This window comes from Brevibacterium sp. AGC70 (genome assembly GCF_057334195.1).
In genome coordinates, this window is sequence record NZ_JBHFIH010000019.1 from 155,533 (window position 1) to 170,322 (window position 14,790).

The following is a 14,790-nucleotide window of genomic DNA, read 5'->3' on the forward strand; positions in this document are numbered from 1 at the left end:
CCCCCCCCCCCCCCCCCCCCCCCCCCCCCCCACCGCTGCATTCACGCCCGGGGCCAATCACCCTCGACCGCTTCACCACTGGTCTCAACGCCTTTTGGCAATCCGCTCCTTCGCTTCTCTCAAAGTCTGACGCTCCCGCTTACGCGCCTCGGCAAGCACCTTTTGCGCTTGCCTGACGGCTTTCTGTGATTCGCGGTACTTCTTATCGGCCGCAACTTCTGGATCATCGTCGGTCACGACCGACTGCTCGACTCCTGAGGTCTCCTCAACAGGCAACGTCGCCCCAGAAACCGAAGATTCACCTGCCTCCGAGGCGGTCTCCGCAATCATTCCTGCCGCAGCTGAAGGTCCATCGCCTCGCTCGCGGCTGACTCTGTCAATGTATTCGGCCAAGCCATCGAGCCCACACTCGAAACCGAAAGCAAATGGATCAGCTTCGGAGGTGAAGACACCTGCGTCGATGGCACGGCGCAGCGAGGGGTACCCATCATCGGTGATGACAGCATCGAAGAGCTGAGATTCCTGTTGCGCAAGCTCGGAATCATTCAGACCAGTGGCGCGCTTCTGATCCTCGTACCCTGCGAACACGGTGCCCTTCCACCGGGCCGCGCCGGTGACGAAGATCGAGACGGCAATGCGTTCGTCCTGTGTGAGTGGAGTGTCGTGAAGAGCCTCAAGGCTCGCGTCCAACCACGCAGAGCTGTTGGGTGTGATGGGACTGCCCATGATCGACAGCGACAGTAACCACGGCTGCGTCAGGTAGACCTGTGACTGGGCTTCGTAGAGTTCTTCCAGTCGGGTGCGCCAATTCTCCACCCCTTCTGACTCCGGTGGCAGTCCTGTCGCTTCCTCCTGCATGAGAAGCAGCAGATCGTCCTTGGCGCTGACATACCGATAGAGCGACATCGGCGTGTAACCAAGGCGTTTCGCGACCGCCGACATCGACACCGCCTGGATGCCGTCGTGATCGGCGATCTCGATGGCAGCATCGACTATTCGCTCGACACTCATCTCGCGCTTAGGCCCACGCTGTGGTGTTGCGGCCACGCCCCAGGCCAGTGCGATTCCGCGTGGAAGCTGCTCGATCGGGTCTTCTGTACTCATCTGCCCAGCTTATATTGTGTACGGCATATATTGCGTGTTACTGTCATATACAGTTGCGCACGTACACAGTCAGCTCCACTAAGGACCTCCGAGAGGCACAACATGAAACGCACAATGACGTCAGCCGGCCCGGGCGCCGAAGCGACAGATTCCGCAGCGCCCGCCACAGCTATCGAGTTCTCTGATGTTCGCAAAGGCTTCGGCAAGAACCCGGTGCTCCAGGGGCTGGACCTCCAAATCAGCCAGGGTGAAGTCTTCGCCTTGCTTGGCGCGAACGGGGCTGGAAAGACCACATCGATCAACATCCTCACCACTCTGATACGTCCGGATTCGGGCACGGTCCTCGTCGGGGGGATCGATGTGGCCGACGAGCCGAATGAGGCAAAACGGCGTTTCGCTGTCACTGGGCAATCGGCGGCTGTCGACGAATATCTCTCGACACGGGAGAACCTCATCCTGTTAGCACGCCTGTCGGGGCTCTCGCGCCGAGAGGCGAAGGTCAGAGCCTCACGGCTGGCCGAGCGTTTGAGCCTGACCTCATTCATCGATACGAGAGTTGCCGCACTCTCCGGTGGCATGAGGCGCAGGCTCGATCTGGCGCTGAGCCTGGTGGTGCAGGTCGATGTGCTGATCCTTGACGAACCGACAACTGGATTGGACACTCGTTCGCGTCGCGAGCTGTGGGACGAGGTGAAGGAGCTGGCAAAGGGCGGCACGACCGTCTTTCTCACCACTCAGTACCTTGAGGAAGCCGATGCCTTGGCCGATCGAATCGGCCTACTCGATCGCGGTCGTCTGGCTGGGCTGGGCACGCCGACAGAACTCAAGGCGAAGGTCGGTCAGGGAATGGTGGCCGTCCACGACAATCGTGGCACGACCGTCTCACAGTTGCCGACCACCGGAACTGTACGCGATATCTCTTCCGTCTTGGCAACAATCGAGCCAGAGTTCGCCGAGTTCTCGGTCAGCCTCCGCCACCCCAGCCTTGACGACGTCTTCCTCTCGCTCACCGCCCCCGGCCCATCCGCCGAACCTTCACAGACAGGAGAATGATCATGACCGATATTGCAGAAGCGTCACTGACAACGAAGTACCCGTCGCCTGCTCGACGACGAACCCCTCCTCGAGGCATCAATACTGAGTTGGCGCTCATCGGTCGCAGTCTTCGTCATGCCACTCGGGACGTCGAATCCATGCTCATGGCAGTCGCACTGCCGGTGATGCTCATGCTGATGTTCACCTTCGTCTTCGGTGGAGCTATCGACCCGAGCGGAGACTACGTCAACTACATCGTTCCCGGAATCATTCTCACGTGCGCAGGGTTCGGCGCGGCTTCAACGTCACTGTCCGTGGCCAACGACATGACTTCAGGTTTCATCGACCGACTCAGAACCATGCCAGTCCGATCAAGTGGGGTGATCACAGGACATGTGGTGGCGAGCGTGGTGAAGAATCTGCTCGCCACTGGCATCGTCTTCTCAGTAGCAGTGTCGATCGGTTTTCGCCCATCGGCTGACGTGGCGGAATGGGTGGCCGTCATCGCCCTCATCACTCTCTACATCTTCACCATCACATATCTGTTCGCGGCGATCGGCCTGGCCGCCAAATCAGCGGAGTCGGCGAACGGCTACGGATTCGTTCTGCTGTTCCTGCCATATGTCTCGAGCGCATTCGTCCCGGTCGAAACGATGCCCGGATGGCTGACCTGGTTTGCCGACAACCAACCGATCACCCCGATCATCGATGCACTGCGAAGCCTGCTCGTCGGTACCAGCATGGGCAACTCAGCCCTGCTTTCGGTCGTCTGGTGCGTGGCCATCCTGGCGATCTCCATCGTGTGGACGGCTCAGCTGTTCAAGATCAAAGCCGGTCGACGCTGACAGCTGCACGCATCGATGACGTCGGGCTCAGCCCGCCCTCGGGGCGAGAAGCAACGGCCTCAGAAGTCGATGCCTATGTGTGCGTCACGATCCCAGTCCCCGGCCCAGCCGAGGTGGTCGAGAGCGAAGTCGAGGATTCCTGCGGTGAAGCCCCACACCTTGAGCACTCCGACGTCGAAGGCCGGTGTCGTGATCTTCAGGTCCGGCCGGGAGAACGTCCCTCGATTGGCCGGTGCCACCAGATCGGCAGCAGCGACCCGGTAGACCGAGTACGACTCCGCCTCGTCCATCACCCGCACGACACCGGGCTGCGCCCAGTACCCGATGACAGGCGTGACCTGGAACCTGCTGACGGGAATGTAGAGCGGATCCATCTGACCGAGAACATCGACCGTCGACGGCACGATGCCGGCCTCCTCCTGAGCTTCACGCAGGGCTGCGGAGACCAGGGAATCGTCTTCGGGGTCTCGTCCGCCTCCGGGAAACGCCACCTGTCCGGGATGATTGCGCAGGGTGCTCGCCCTCTGCAGCAGAACGATGTCGACGTCGTCAACTCCGAAATCCGCCAGACGTGATGATTCGGCACGGCCGGCATCTGTGCGCGGCTGACCGCCCCTGCCGAAGAGCATGAGGACGGCCGCGTCACGCACCGATTCGTCACCCGGCATCGGTGCCCGCCTGAGCCACTCGGGCGAACCATTCGATGCGGCGAGAGTCTCCAGCTGCGTGCGCAGGGTCTCATCGTGCGAAACGGAGTCCTGCCCGGTCGACGCCTGCACAGCAGCGCCTGGCCCCACCGGGGGATGCTCACATGCTTCGGCGCTCATGCCTGGGGCGCCATTTCGAATCTGAGCATCGCCCGCGCCTTCTCCGGATCGAGTTCCCCGACCCCGAACGAGGGGCACAATGCCATCAACGGGCACACTCCGCAGGCTGGTCTGCGCGAGTGGCAGATCCGTCGTCCGTGGAAGATGACTCGATGGGAGAGCAGAGTGAGTTCCTTCTTCGGGAACAGCGCCGCGATGTCGTGCTCCGCCTTGACCGGGTCTTCCTCCTCGGTCCATCCGAGCCGGCGTGCCAACCGTCCCATGTGCGTGTCGACAGTCAGGCCCGGGGTGTCGAAGGCGTTGCCGAGGACCACATTCGCGGTCTTCCGTCCGACTCCTGCAAGCTTGACGAGTCTGTCCAAAGAGTTGGGGACCTCACCGTCATAGGTGTCGACGAGTTCATTGGCGAGTTTGACGATATTACGGGCCTTCGCTCGGTAGAAACCGGTCGAGTGGATGAGTTCCTCGACCTCGATCAGGTTGGCCACCGCGAGGCTGTGAGCATCAGGGAAGACGGAGAACAGCCCCGGTGTCACCGCGTTGACCCGGATGTCTGTGGTCTGTGCAGACAGGACGGTCGCAATCAGGAGCTGGAATGGGGTCTCGAAGTCGAGCTCGCATTTCGCGTTCGGGTACACCTCGGCGAGGATCCGATGAATCTTCCTTGCGCGTCGGGTCTTGCCCAATGAGGTTTCCTTGGCGAACTTCCGCGCGCTCTTCTCTGCCACCGTCAACACGACTCACCATCTTAATCCGTGCCCTGCATTTCCGCAGTGGCGCCCCTCACATCGCCGAGGTGGCTCTGCAGTCGCCCGTCGAACGGGGTCGTCCGCACGCAACCGTGGCCCACCTCGGCGAGGGTGGAGGAAACGCCAGCAAAACCCCTTGTTTTACACTAATGCCGCAAACTCCCGCGCCTTTGCTGGTATCAGCACCGTTGACCAGGTAGATTTATCTGTGATTACCACGACAAGGAGGACACAGTGGATATTGAAGTTGTGCGGGGCGCCACGCTCTTCGCAGGTTTGGACGATGAAGCCACAAGCGCATTGATGAAGTTCATGAACCCGCGGAGCCTCCGTCGGGGAACCGTGCTCTTTCACGAGGGCGATGCCGGTGACGAACTCTATATCGTCTCCAGCGGCAAGCTCAAGATCGGCCGCGAGTCCTCCGACGGCCGCGAGAATCTGCTCTCGGTCATCGGGCCGGGCGAGATCATCGGTGAGCTCAGCCTCTTTGATCCGGGCCCACGTTCCACCTCCGTCACCGCTGTCTCTCAGTCCGAGCTGCTCAGCCTCAAGCATGAGGACCTCACGACGTGGCTCGATGAACGCCCGCGGGCCGCAATGAACCTGCTCAAGGCTCTGGCACAGCGACTGCGCCGCACGAACGAGACCGTGGGCGACCTCGTGTTCTCCGATGTTCCCGGTCGCGTCGCCAAGGCACTGCTGGACCTCGCATCTCGCTTCTCGAAGCCGGCACCGGACGGTGTCCTCGTCGCGCACGACCTGACGCAGGAAGAGCTCGCGCAGCTCGTCGGCGCCTCACGTGAGACCGTGAACAAGGCCCTGGCCGACTTCGCAGCTCGTGGCTTCATCCGCCTCGAGGCTCGTTCCGTCGTCATCCTCGACATGGAGCGCATGCGCAACCGCGCCCGCTGATCGGAATGTCAGGCGGCTGATGCCGGACCACTGAATTCTCAGTCATCGAACGCCCAGGCACACATCGTGCCGGGGCGTTCGTGCGTCTGGCGTTGTGCGCCCTGCCTACGCGTGGTCGGGTCGAGTCACGACTGATCGTCGGGAGCGAGGACTCCGAGGTAGGCCAACTGGGCGCGCACGATCTGCTCGGCGGCACCGCGGACGCTCGGATCAACGTCGTGATAGACGATGTCGCAGACGTCTGTGGCGCTCGTGGCTCCCTGCGCCAGTGCCGCTCTGACCTGCTCGATGCGTTCGAGTCGGTGGCTGCGGTAGTACTCGAGCACCTGGGCAGGGGATTCGATGCTGGGACCGTGTGCGGGCTCGATGATCGAATATGCCCCCTCATCGAGCAGCTGAAGGAGCCGGTCCAGGGAATTGAGGTAGTCGCGCAGAGAGCCTTCCGGGTGGGTGACGATGGTCGTCCCCTCCCCCAGGACCGTATCGCCGCTGTAGAGCACGTGGCCGTGGATGAGACAGATGCTGTCCATCGTGTGCCCCGGAGTCGCGATGACCTCCATGACATCGGCTGTGTCAGTGCCGAATGCGATCATGTCACCATCGGCCACAGGAGGTGTCAGACGGCCGAACTTCTCGAGGACCGCGTACACGGGCACCTCGGGTGCCCACTGTTCCACACTGCCGAGCATCTCCGAGTGATCGGCATGCTGATGAGTGAGGATGATGGCCGACAGCTTCCTGTCGCCGAGCTCAGCGAGGAATTTCTCACGGTGTTGCGTAAGTTCGGGGCCAGGATCGATGAGCGCTGCTGTGGTGTCGTCCGCCGAGGTGATGACATAGGTGTTGGTGCCCGTCAGTGTCATCGGGGATGGGTTGTTCGCGCGGATCCTCATGATTCGTCGGTCTCCTCTTCGCCGCTTTCGGCGTTGTTGTCATCGTCACTCAGCGTCAGGAATCCTGGGCTCTGGTCGTTCTCGTCGTCACCGACGGCTATCGCGTAGTCACGTAGAGTGCCCTTGCGGTAGAGGTCGCGTCCGGGGTGGATGACGACGCGCCATTCGCCGTCTTCATTGGTGACCTCTGGTCGCAGCGGATGCAGGTCGCGGACCTGGGCCATGGCCGCTCCCACGCTTGGGACATCTATCAGACTCTCAGCGATGATGCGAGTGCTCGCACTGATCTTGTCGGGATCTCCTGCTGCCTCAGCGAGGATCTCCTTGGGCCGTTTCCACCCTCCCGAGGTCTCATTCGGCGAGAGGAAGTCGACGTTCTGCCCGAAGGGCACTGCGGCCACAAAATAGGTGGTGTCGAAACGGTGCAGCTGAGTCGCCGTGTTGATCCAACGCAGCCAGGGTTTGCAGAGGTCCGGACGCAGCTTGAGATCACGTTCGCGCAGGATCTGGGACCAGGAGATCTCATTGGAGAACAGCCGTGCCCGTGTTCCGCGCCAATCCGTCTGGGGCGCGGCGACGATGTCACGATCGACGTCTTCGGCCAGCAGGACACCGGTCGCAGCGAACGAGATGCGTGCCGCGGCCGAGAAATGGTGCAGCGCCCGTGACTTGTTCTCGATGCTCAGAGTCCTTGCGCAGCGCGCCGAGTTCCATCCGGCCAGAGGCAGATTGCGCAGGTCGCCGGGGCGCAGGTTGCTGACCGGGTAGGACAGGCGGTTGCGGTCGTCGATTCCCCGAGCATCGAGCTGCCTGGTGATGAAGGTTTCCAAACCTTCCAGGGAGTCCCTGATCAACACGATCGCTGAGGCGGGGCGTGGAGCCTCTGGGACCGGGAACCGCCCGTCGGACTGCCATTGGTCCAAGAACCAACGCAGCTCCGACGAGACGGGCAGAGAGCGTCCGCTAAGCGGCATCGTCCTCAACCTCGACGATGACCTCGACCTCGACTGGAGTGCCGAGAGGAAGAGTGTTCACTCCTACTGCACTGCGCGTGTGCTGGCCGCGGTCGCCGAAGATCTCACCGTAGAGTTCGGAGACTCCGTTGATAACCGATGGCTGCTGTGTGAAGTCATCTGCCGAGTTCACGAACCCGGTCACCTTGACGACGCGCACGATCTTGTCCAGGTCCCCGATGACGCCGGCAATTGCGGCGAGAGCATTGAGCCCTGCAGTCCGTGCCAGGTCGTAGCCGGTCTCGAGGTCGACGTCGGAGCCGATGTGGCCAGTCGCCGGGAGTTTCCCGTCGACGACGGGCAGCTGGCCCGAGGTGTAGACGTAGTTGCCGGTGCGAAGCGCCGGGACATAGACGCCAGCGGGAACGGCGACAGCGGGCAGGGTGAGACCGAGTTCAGCGATGCGGTCTAGTGTCTTCGACATGGTTGGTCCTTCGACGAGGGTATTGCAGGTCAGGTGAGAGCCCATACTCTGATGCGTCAGGCTTGTGGTACTTCAGGGCACTGTTGTGTCAGGCTTTGGGACGCTTGAGGTAGGCAACGAGTCCATTGTTATCGGGGCCCGGGACAACTTGGACAAGCTCGTAGCCGTCTTCGCCCCACTGGTCGAGGATCTGCTTCGTTGCGTGAACGATGAGCGGCACGGTGACGTATTCCCACTTAGTCATGATTCTCCTTGAGTCTCTGTGTGCCCGAGTCCCCGATGCGTCATCGGAACGAGCGTCTGCATGAACCGACAGCCGATCGTTCTGCAGGAGTGCGACCGGCTAATCACTGTCGTTGCCAACCCTAGCCGAGAACCCGTGCACCTACCGCCAGCCATGCCACAGTGTGAACATCGCTGACAGACGAGAATGGGGTGGGGCGATCATGATGATCGTCCCACCCCGCTGTCTCTCAGGCTCTGTCTGACGTCCGGTGCTCAGTTGCCGCCGAGGCCCGGCGCTTCGCCGCCGCCGTTGCCGCCGCCGTTGTTGCCACCGTTGCCGCCGCCGTTGTTTCCGCCGGTGCCGCCGCCACCGTTGCCGCCGCCGGTGCCGTTGTTTCCGCCGCCGGTGCCGCCTCCACCACCGGTGCCTCCACCGCCGTTGCCGCCGCCGGTGCCGTTGCCACCACCGCCGGTGCCGCCACCACCGGTACCGCCTCCGCCACCGGTGCCACCGCCGCCCATGTACTTGCTGCCCGGCTTAGGGAATCCGGTGTTGCCCTTCGTCTCCTTGACCGCGTCATTCATATAGGCCTGCCAGGTCTTACCGGAGATCGTGGCACCGTAGACGTGTCCGCGGACAACTCCCTCGCTGTTGTTTCGCCAGTCACGTGTTCCTGCCGGGTCACCGGTCCAGACCGCAGTCGACAGTGTCTTCGTGAACCCGAGCAACCAGGTGTGGCCGACATCGAAGTTCGTCGTACCGGTCTTTGCACCTGCTGGTGCTCCGATCTTCAACTGGGTTGTGGTACCGCCGTTGAACGTCTGTGTCAGAGCGTAGGCGACGCCCTTGGCCACCTCTTTGTCGAGGACTCGCTTACAGCCCTCTCCCGGCACGTCGATGTTCTTGCCTGAGCGGTCCTTGATGGAGACGATCGGCTTCGGGCCGCAGAACTCGCCCTCGTTCGCGAAGGTCGCGAATGCCGCGGCCATTGCAATCGGAGTTGTCTCCGTCGTGCCCAGAATCGAGGATGGCGACAGGGCCTGGATGAAGCCCGCCTCGTTCTTGAAGTCGAGCTTCTCGCCGCTGCCGTAGCGAATTCCAAGGTCCATAGCGGTGTCCATGACCTTGCACATATTGAGCTGGTTGCCCATAGCCGCATAGCCGGTGTTCACGGACTTCTTCGTGGCTTCCAGCGCGGTCATCGAGCCCTTGCCTTCACCGTCGCCGGCGTTGTTCGGGTCCCAGTCACCGCCCATGTTCGGACAGCCGTCATACTTCCAAGAATTTGCAGGGAAGTTGCGCTTGGTAGCGTTGACCGTGGCGTTGAGCCCGCGACCGGATTTCAGCCACGTGGCCAGCACGAAGGGCTTCCATGTCGAACCAACCTGGAACCCGCCACCGCCGTTGTGCTTCCTATCGACCGTGTAATTGATGCTGGTCTTCTTGTTCTTTTCGTTCTTTTTGACCTCGCCGACCGTGTATTCACGGTTCTCAGCCATGGCGATGACCTCGCCCGTGCCCGGTTCGATCGTGACCAGGGCGTGTCCGGCGCCGGATGGATCGCCCACAGGAACACGCTTTTTGATCTCCTTGTCAGCGATCTTCTGAATGTCTGGGTTGAGGCTGGTCTTGATCGTCAGCCCGCCCCGTTGCAGGAAGGCGAGGCGCTCGTCGACGGTCTCGCCGAAGGTATCATCATTCTTGATGACGTTTTCGACGTAGTCGCAGAAGAATTCTGCGTTGCTCTTGGCCGAGGTGCAGCCGTTCGGTGTCTCATGCAGATCGAGGTCCAGGTCGGTCTTCACCGCCTTGTCGTATTCCTTCTGAGTGATGTGCTTGTATTTGAGCATCTGCCCCAGCACGGTGTTGCGGCGCTTCTTCACCTGATCGGGGAAACGCTGCGGGTTGAAGGCCGAAGGGTTCTGCACAATGCCGGCGAGCATCGCCGACTGCTCGATATTCAGGTCCTTCGCGTCGATGCCCCAATACTTATGAGCGGCGGCCTGCACGCCGTAGGCGTTGGGTGAACCGGAGTAGTTGTTGATGTTCATGTAACGGTTGAGAATGTCCTTCTTGTCGTACTTCTTCTCAACTGCCACTGCGAGTTTGGCTTCGCGGAGCTTACGCGCATAGCCGGCCGTGCCTTCCGACTCCTTGGCCGCTGACACGCCCTCCTTGTCCGCTTCGGCATGGGCGTTCTCCGCCAGCACGTTCTTCACGTACTGCTGGGTCAGTGTGGATCCGCCCTGCGTTGTCGAGGACACCATATTGTGCACCGCTGCACGCGCGATGCCCTCGATATCGACGCCGCCGTGTTCGAAGTACCTGTAGTCCTCGACCGCGATCGTTGCGTCCTGCATATGATCTGAGATCTCGTCGAGAGGCACCTCGACTCGGTTCTGCCAGTAGAACTCCGCAATCTCCGAACCATCGGAGGCGAGCATCGTCGACTTCTCTCCCAGGTCCTGGATCTCCAGGGTCGCGGGGAGCGAATTGAAGATCTCGACGGCACTGTTTGCACTGGCAGTAGCTACACCGACTCCGGGGATGGCAAGACCGGCGGCGACGATTCCCGCCACCGCGCTCACGGCGACGAATTGGAGAAACGCGCCTGTCTTGGTCGGATTCGGATTTGACTCAGGAGACACCATGAAACCAAGTTTAGCTAATCCGACTTGTGCAAATTCTCAAAAATCGTTGAGAACGTCAGACTCCAGGGACGAGAGTCAACAGGCTGACCTCGGGACGGCAGGCGAAACGCACCGGTGAGAAGGGCGAGAAACCCAATCCTGCGGAGATTTCGACGAGAGATTTTCGATAGGGAAACAGGCCTCTCGCGCGTGTCCGATCGAGGTCGCAGTTCGTCACCGGCGCGCCCCAGAAGGGCACCCGGATCTGTCCCCCGTGAGTATGCCCAGTCATGATGAGGTCAGCACCCGCCGAGGTGAACGCCTCCAGCGTCCGCGAATAGGGCGCATGAGTGACGCCGACTTTCACCCCAGCTTCAGAATCGAACCGAGGGTAGTCGAAGGCATCAGGGCCGCGGCCCTGACCGTCGCTGGGCTGGATCCGGTCACGGTCGATGTGGGAGTCCCCCAGGCCGCAGAAGTCGATGCGCGTCCCACGGATCATCAGAGTCGCCTCGGCGTTATCGAGGAAACGCCATCCGCGGGTGCTGCTGGGCGTGTCACCAGTCGACGTGAAGCTGACTGTCTCGTCTCTGGCCTCGAACCCGCGGATCAGGGCCTTCACGTCGAGGTCGGGCTGCGTGCGGTGCTTCACCTCGGAGGGAGACCGCAGGTAGCTGGCTGGGTTCTTCGCCTTGGGTGAGAAGAAGTCGTTGGATCCGAGGACGAAGACGCCGGGTACATCGAGTAGTCCATCGAAGACGTCGAGGACAGTGGGCACGATGTCTGCAGAGAGGTTGTCCCCGGTGTTGATCACGACGTCCGGTTCCAGTCGTGTCAGCGCCTTGACCCAAGCGGCTCGGTGCTTCTGCCAGGGTGCCAGATGCAGATCGGAGACGTGCAGCATCCGGATGCTCTGTGCACCGGCCGGCAGGATCGGCAAAGTGTGGCGGCGGACGGTGAAGAGGTGCGGTTCGATGACCGCGCCCCAGATTCCAGCCGCCGCGGGGACTGCAAGGGCGCCGGCGAATAGTGCACGCTTCTTCATTCGTCCAACTCTAGTCGGCCTCGGAGTCCAGGCCTGGACCCGGCCCCCGCAGTGCCGTCAAAGCACCTCAGGCAGGGAACGCGACCGGCTTGTCGTGTTCATCGGCGGCGCGGGCCGTGCGGCGGCGATGCAGATGCTTCATCCGGCGCCGCCCCACGAGCCGGCAGACGAGGTAGATGAGGAAGGAGATCGTAGTGACGAATGGGCTGATCGGCACCACCGGCGAGCCCAGTGCGATGAGGATGCCGCCGACGGAGGCGGTGACCGCGAAGATGACGCTGAACACCGGCACCCACACCGGTGAGGCCGAGAGCTGGGTGGCTGCCGCGGCCGGGGTGATGAGCAGAGCCAGGACCAGGAGGACGCCCACGACCTGCACGCTCAATGCCACGGCCAGGCCGAGGACGAGCATGAATACGATCGTCAGACCGGACACCGGCACCCCTTTGGCACGTGCCACCTCGGGGTCGAGGCTGGCGAACATGAGCGGTCGCCAGATGACGGCGAGCACGAGGAGCACGATCAGCGAGCACACGACGAGCGTCATGATCTGGCCCGGGGTGATGGCCACGATCTGTCCGGTCAACAGGCCGAATTTGCTGGCGGCACGCCCGTCGTAGAGGGCGAGGAACAGAATCGCTAGGCCCAGCCCGAAGGGCATCAGCACACCGATGATGGCGTTCTTCTCCGAGGCTTTGGCCCCGCCGATGCCGATGATGAGCGCGGCGATGATTGAGCCGATGATGGACCCGCCAACCACGTCGAATCCGATGAGCAGGGCAAAGGCGGCACCGGCAAACGAGAGCTCGGAGACACCGTGTACGGCGAAGGGAATGTCGCGGGCCATGACGAAGACGCTGATGAGGCCGCCGACGACACCGAGCAGTCCGGCGGCGATGAGCGAGTTGGTCAGCAGCGTCACCAGTTCGCCGTAGTCCTCGAAGGTGAACAGGCTGCCGAAGATCTCCTGAGCCGACATCAGATCGCGCCTCGTTCCATGCTCATCTCGTCCTCGTGGACGTGGTGATCCACGCATTCGGCTTCGCCGCCGACCACGATGAGCCGACCGCCGACCCGGACCACTTCGACCGGGGAACCATAGAGTCGGGTCAGCGATTGGGTGGTCATGACTTCGGCAGGGGTGCCGACGAGGAAGTGGCCGCCGACGATGTAGAGGACGCGGTCGACGTAGGGCAGGATCGGGTTGATCTCGTGGGTGACGAAGACGACTGAGGTGTTGCGTTTGACTCGCTGCTCATGAAGCAGGTTGGCAACGACCTTCTGGTGGTGGATGTCCAGAGACAGCAGCGGCTCGTCACAGAGAAGCACCGAGGGGTCGTTGGCCAGGGCCTGAGCTACGCGCAGACGCTGCAGCTCACCGCCGGACAGGGTCCCGGCTGGAGCGTCCGCGTAATCTCGAGCGCCGACGGATTCGAGGAGTTCATCGACCTGCTGACGGCGGCGCTTCAGAAACCGCCCGGGTCCCCAACGGTGTCCGTCGATGCCCATCCGAACCAGATCGCGACCCCGCATCGGGGTGTGTTGGTCGATTCCGCGCTGCTGGGGGATATAGCCGATGGCCGAGTTCCCTGAGTGGACATTCCGACCATTGATCTCCGCCGAGCCGGTGGACAGCGCATGCTGGCCCAGCAGCACCTTGAGCAGCGAAGTCTTTCCTGTCCCGTTCGGGCCCAGCACCGCCACGAACTCCCCCGGGGCGACGTCGAGGTCGAGGTCGTGCCAGAGCACACGCTCTCCGAATCGCAGCTCGGCATCGCGCAGACGGATCACCGGAAGGTGATCGGCGGATGCGGTCTGCCCGGGAGAAACGTCGGAATCAGTGGCCATTCTCAGTGTTCATGTCCTTCGAGCGCGGTGGAGATTTCGGTGATGTATTCGCCCATCCAATCCGCGTAGTGCGCATCGGCCGGCATCGTCTCGCCGAGGTCGACGACCGGAACATCGGATTTCTCAGCCGTGGATTTCAGCTGCTCTGCCTGTGGACCTGCCGCTTGAGTATTGTACCCAAGCAGCACCGCCTCGCCCGAGGAGATCTGCTCCTCGGCCTTCTTCAGCACCAGAGGCGGCACGTCATTGCCCTCTTCCACCGCTTCGAGGAACTCGTCGGAGGTGATGTTCTTCAGTCCCATATCCTCGAACAGCCACAGCGGCACGGGTTCGGTCGCAGCGACCTCATCACCTTCATGCTTTGCCTTGGCGTCACCGATCTGCGAACGCAGCTCCTCGAGCGTCTTCTTGTATTCGTCTGCGTTGGCTGCGAAGTCATCCTTGTGTTCGGGCGCAGCCTCGCCGAGGTGGTTCGCAACCTCGTCGACGAGCTTCGTCATTGTGGGGACGGAGTACCAGAGGTGCTCGTTGAACTCCCCATGTTCGTGATCATGGCCCGCTTCTTCGCCATGATCGTGACCTTCGTCGTCGCGCTCATGGCTGTGGGCCTCTTCCTTGCCGTGCTCGTCGACGTGGCCGCCACCGTGGGCCTCTTCCTCTCCATGGTCATGAGGCTCGTTGCCGACGTCCTCGGATCCAGGCAGACCTGAGATCGAAACTGTGTCGATGGTGTCGACCTCGGCGTCCGAGGCTTCAAGCATCGTCGTCATGAACGAGTCGTATCCCCCGCCGTTCTGGACGACCAGATCGGCCTTCGACAGTTTCAATCGGTCCTGGGTCGTTGCCTCGTAGGAATGCGGGTCCTGATTCGGGTCGTCGATGACCGCCGTGACCTTTGCGAAGTCTCCTGCCACCTGGGACACGATGTCGGCGTAGACATTGGTCGACGTCACAACTGAGAGATCGGCGTTCTCGGAGTCCGCACCGGACGCACCACCCCCACATGCGCTCAATGCGAGGACAACAGTGAGGGCAGCAGCACCGGAGGCAATGCCGAGTCGCGAAGAACGCATGGTGGGCCTTTCAGAGAGTGGTCGGTGATCAATGAATCAACCACGGACACGATACTCAGCCTGAGCTTCGGCCACTAATATAAATATTTATATATAGCAACGTGTTTATGTGTCCCGTCACGCTCGCTCCACTCCGAGTTCGAAGACCTTCCGGCAACGACGAACG

Annotated in this window: 15 protein-coding genes; 3 read left to right on the forward strand and 12 right to left on the reverse strand. The window is 61.9% G+C overall.

Annotated features, from left to right (window positions below; all coding sequences use genetic code 11):
* Positions 1–84 precede the first annotated feature (84 nt).
* Positions 85–1,104: a TetR/AcrR family transcriptional regulator gene (locus ACE03M_RS18375; RefSeq protein ID WP_485935447.1), complete on the reverse strand. Its 1,020-nt coding sequence runs from the start codon at positions 1,102–1,104 to the stop codon at positions 85–87.
* A 102-nt stretch (positions 1,105–1,206) separates the two neighbouring features.
* Here ACE03M_RS18375 and ACE03M_RS18380 point away from each other — a divergent pair, with 102 nt between their 5' ends.
* Positions 1,207–2,157, forward strand: coding sequence for an ABC transporter ATP-binding protein (locus ACE03M_RS18380; RefSeq protein ID WP_485935448.1), 951 nt, complete (start codon positions 1,207–1,209; stop codon positions 2,155–2,157).
* Between the two features lie 2 nt (positions 2,158–2,159).
* Positions 2,160–2,984 (forward strand): ABC transporter permease, encoded by an 825-nt coding sequence (locus ACE03M_RS18385; protein WP_485935449.1) that lies wholly within the window; start codon positions 2,160–2,162, stop codon positions 2,982–2,984.
* A 59-nt stretch (positions 2,985–3,043) separates the two neighbouring features.
* Here the strand turns inward: ACE03M_RS18385 and ACE03M_RS18390 are convergent, their stop codons facing one another.
* Entirely contained in the window at positions 3,044–3,811 is a 768-nt protein-coding gene (locus ACE03M_RS18390) for an NUDIX hydrolase (protein WP_485935450.1), read from the reverse strand.
* On the reverse strand, positions 3,808–4,548 hold the full coding sequence (nth, locus tag ACE03M_RS18395) for an endonuclease III (protein WP_143922111.1): 741 nt from the start codon (positions 4,546–4,548) through the stop codon (positions 3,808–3,810). Before nth ends, ACE03M_RS18390 begins: the two co-directional genes overlap by 4 nt.
* A gap of 246 nt (positions 4,549–4,794) precedes the next feature.
* Here nth and ACE03M_RS18400 point away from each other — a divergent pair, with 246 nt between their 5' ends.
* Positions 4,795–5,472, forward strand: coding sequence for a Crp/Fnr family transcriptional regulator (locus ACE03M_RS18400; protein ID WP_069599638.1), 678 nt, complete (start codon positions 4,795–4,797; stop codon positions 5,470–5,472).
* A 125-nt stretch (positions 5,473–5,597) separates the two neighbouring features.
* Here the strand turns inward: ACE03M_RS18400 and ACE03M_RS18405 are convergent, their stop codons facing one another.
* The 9 genes from ACE03M_RS18405 to ACE03M_RS18445 form a co-directional block, all read right to left on the reverse strand.
* The gene (locus tag ACE03M_RS18405; RefSeq protein WP_485935451.1) at positions 5,598–6,365 is read right to left on the reverse strand and encodes an MBL fold metallo-hydrolase; all 768 of its coding nucleotides are present in this window, start codon (positions 6,363–6,365) and stop codon (positions 5,598–5,600) included.
* Entirely contained in the window at positions 6,362–7,339 is a 978-nt protein-coding gene (locus ACE03M_RS18410) for an NUDIX hydrolase (RefSeq protein WP_485935452.1), read from the reverse strand. Before ACE03M_RS18410 ends, ACE03M_RS18405 begins: the two co-directional genes overlap by 4 nt.
* Entirely contained in the window at positions 7,329–7,802 is a 474-nt protein-coding gene (locus ACE03M_RS18415; RefSeq protein ID WP_143922114.1) for a RidA family protein, read from the reverse strand. The genes ACE03M_RS18410 and ACE03M_RS18415 overlap by 11 nt, the downstream gene beginning before the upstream one ends.
* 88 nt (positions 7,803–7,890) lie before the next feature.
* A complete protein-coding gene (sp36, locus tag ACE03M_RS18420) occupies positions 7,891–8,046 on the reverse strand; it encodes a Sp36 family protein (protein ID WP_096158366.1) in 156 nt (51 codons plus the stop codon).
* 254 nt (positions 8,047–8,300) lie between these two features.
* Entirely contained in the window at positions 8,301–10,679 is a 2,379-nt protein-coding gene (locus tag ACE03M_RS18425) for a transglycosylase domain-containing protein (protein WP_485935453.1), read from the reverse strand.
* Between the two features lie 55 nt (positions 10,680–10,734).
* On the reverse strand, positions 10,735–11,703 hold the full coding sequence (locus ACE03M_RS18430; RefSeq protein WP_485935454.1) for a metallophosphoesterase: 969 nt from the start codon (positions 11,701–11,703) through the stop codon (positions 10,735–10,737).
* A 67-nt stretch (positions 11,704–11,770) separates the two neighbouring features.
* Positions 11,771–12,682 (reverse strand): metal ABC transporter permease, encoded by a 912-nt coding sequence (locus ACE03M_RS18435; RefSeq protein ID WP_143922117.1) that lies wholly within the window; start codon positions 12,680–12,682, stop codon positions 11,771–11,773.
* A complete protein-coding gene (locus tag ACE03M_RS18440; protein ID WP_143922118.1) occupies positions 12,682–13,551 on the reverse strand; it encodes a metal ABC transporter ATP-binding protein in 870 nt (289 codons plus the stop codon). Before ACE03M_RS18440 ends, ACE03M_RS18435 begins: the two co-directional genes overlap by 1 nt.
* A gap of 2 nt (positions 13,552–13,553) precedes the next feature.
* Positions 13,554–14,624 carry a metal ABC transporter solute-binding protein, Zn/Mn family gene (locus tag ACE03M_RS18445; RefSeq protein ID WP_485935455.1) on the reverse strand — a complete coding sequence of 357 codons (1,071 nt, stop codon included), beginning with the start codon at positions 14,622–14,624 and terminating at the stop codon, positions 13,554–13,556.
* Positions 14,625–14,790 lie beyond the last annotated feature (166 nt).

Excerpts from the sequence above, each read along its gene's own strand:
- ACE03M_RS18390 (WP_485935450.1), bottom strand. The coding sequence starts at position 3,811 with ATGAGCGCCGAAGCATGTGAGCATCCCCCGGTGGGGCCAGGCGCTGCT.
- ACE03M_RS18440 (WP_143922118.1), bottom strand. The coding sequence starts at position 13,551 with ATGGCCACTGATTCCGACGTTTCTCCCGGGCAGACCGCATCCGCCGAT.
- ACE03M_RS18380 (WP_485935448.1), top strand. The coding sequence starts at position 1,207 with ATGAAACGCACAATGACGTCAGCCGGCCCGGGCGCCGAAGCGACAGAT.
- ACE03M_RS18425 (WP_485935453.1), bottom strand. The coding sequence starts at position 10,679 with ATGGTGTCTCCTGAGTCAAATCCGAATCCGACCAAGACAGGCGCGTTT.
- ACE03M_RS18415 (WP_143922114.1), bottom strand. The coding sequence starts at position 7,802 with ATGTCGAAGACACTAGACCGCATCGCTGAACTCGGTCTCACCCTGCCC.
- sp36 (WP_096158366.1), bottom strand. The coding sequence starts at position 8,046 with ATGACTAAGTGGGAATACGTCACCGTGCCGCTCATCGTTCACGCAACG.
- ACE03M_RS18410 (WP_485935452.1), bottom strand. The coding sequence starts at position 7,339 with ATGCCGCTTAGCGGACGCTCTCTGCCCGTCTCGTCGGAGCTGCGTTGG.
- ACE03M_RS18435 (WP_143922117.1), bottom strand. The coding sequence starts at position 12,682 with ATGTCGGCTCAGGAGATCTTCGGCAGCCTGTTCACCTTCGAGGACTAC.
- ACE03M_RS18385 (WP_485935449.1), top strand. The coding sequence starts at position 2,160 with ATGACCGATATTGCAGAAGCGTCACTGACAACGAAGTACCCGTCGCCT.
- ACE03M_RS18405 (WP_485935451.1), bottom strand. The coding sequence starts at position 6,365 with ATGAGGATCCGCGCGAACAACCCATCCCCGATGACACTGACGGGCACC.
- ACE03M_RS18430 (WP_485935454.1), bottom strand. The coding sequence starts at position 11,703 with ATGAAGAAGCGTGCACTATTCGCCGGCGCCCTTGCAGTCCCCGCGGCG.
- ACE03M_RS18445 (WP_485935455.1), bottom strand. The coding sequence starts at position 14,624 with ATGCGTTCTTCGCGACTCGGCATTGCCTCCGGTGCTGCTGCCCTCACT.
- ACE03M_RS18375 (WP_485935447.1), bottom strand. The coding sequence starts at position 1,104 with ATGAGTACAGAAGACCCGATCGAGCAGCTTCCACGCGGAATCGCACTG.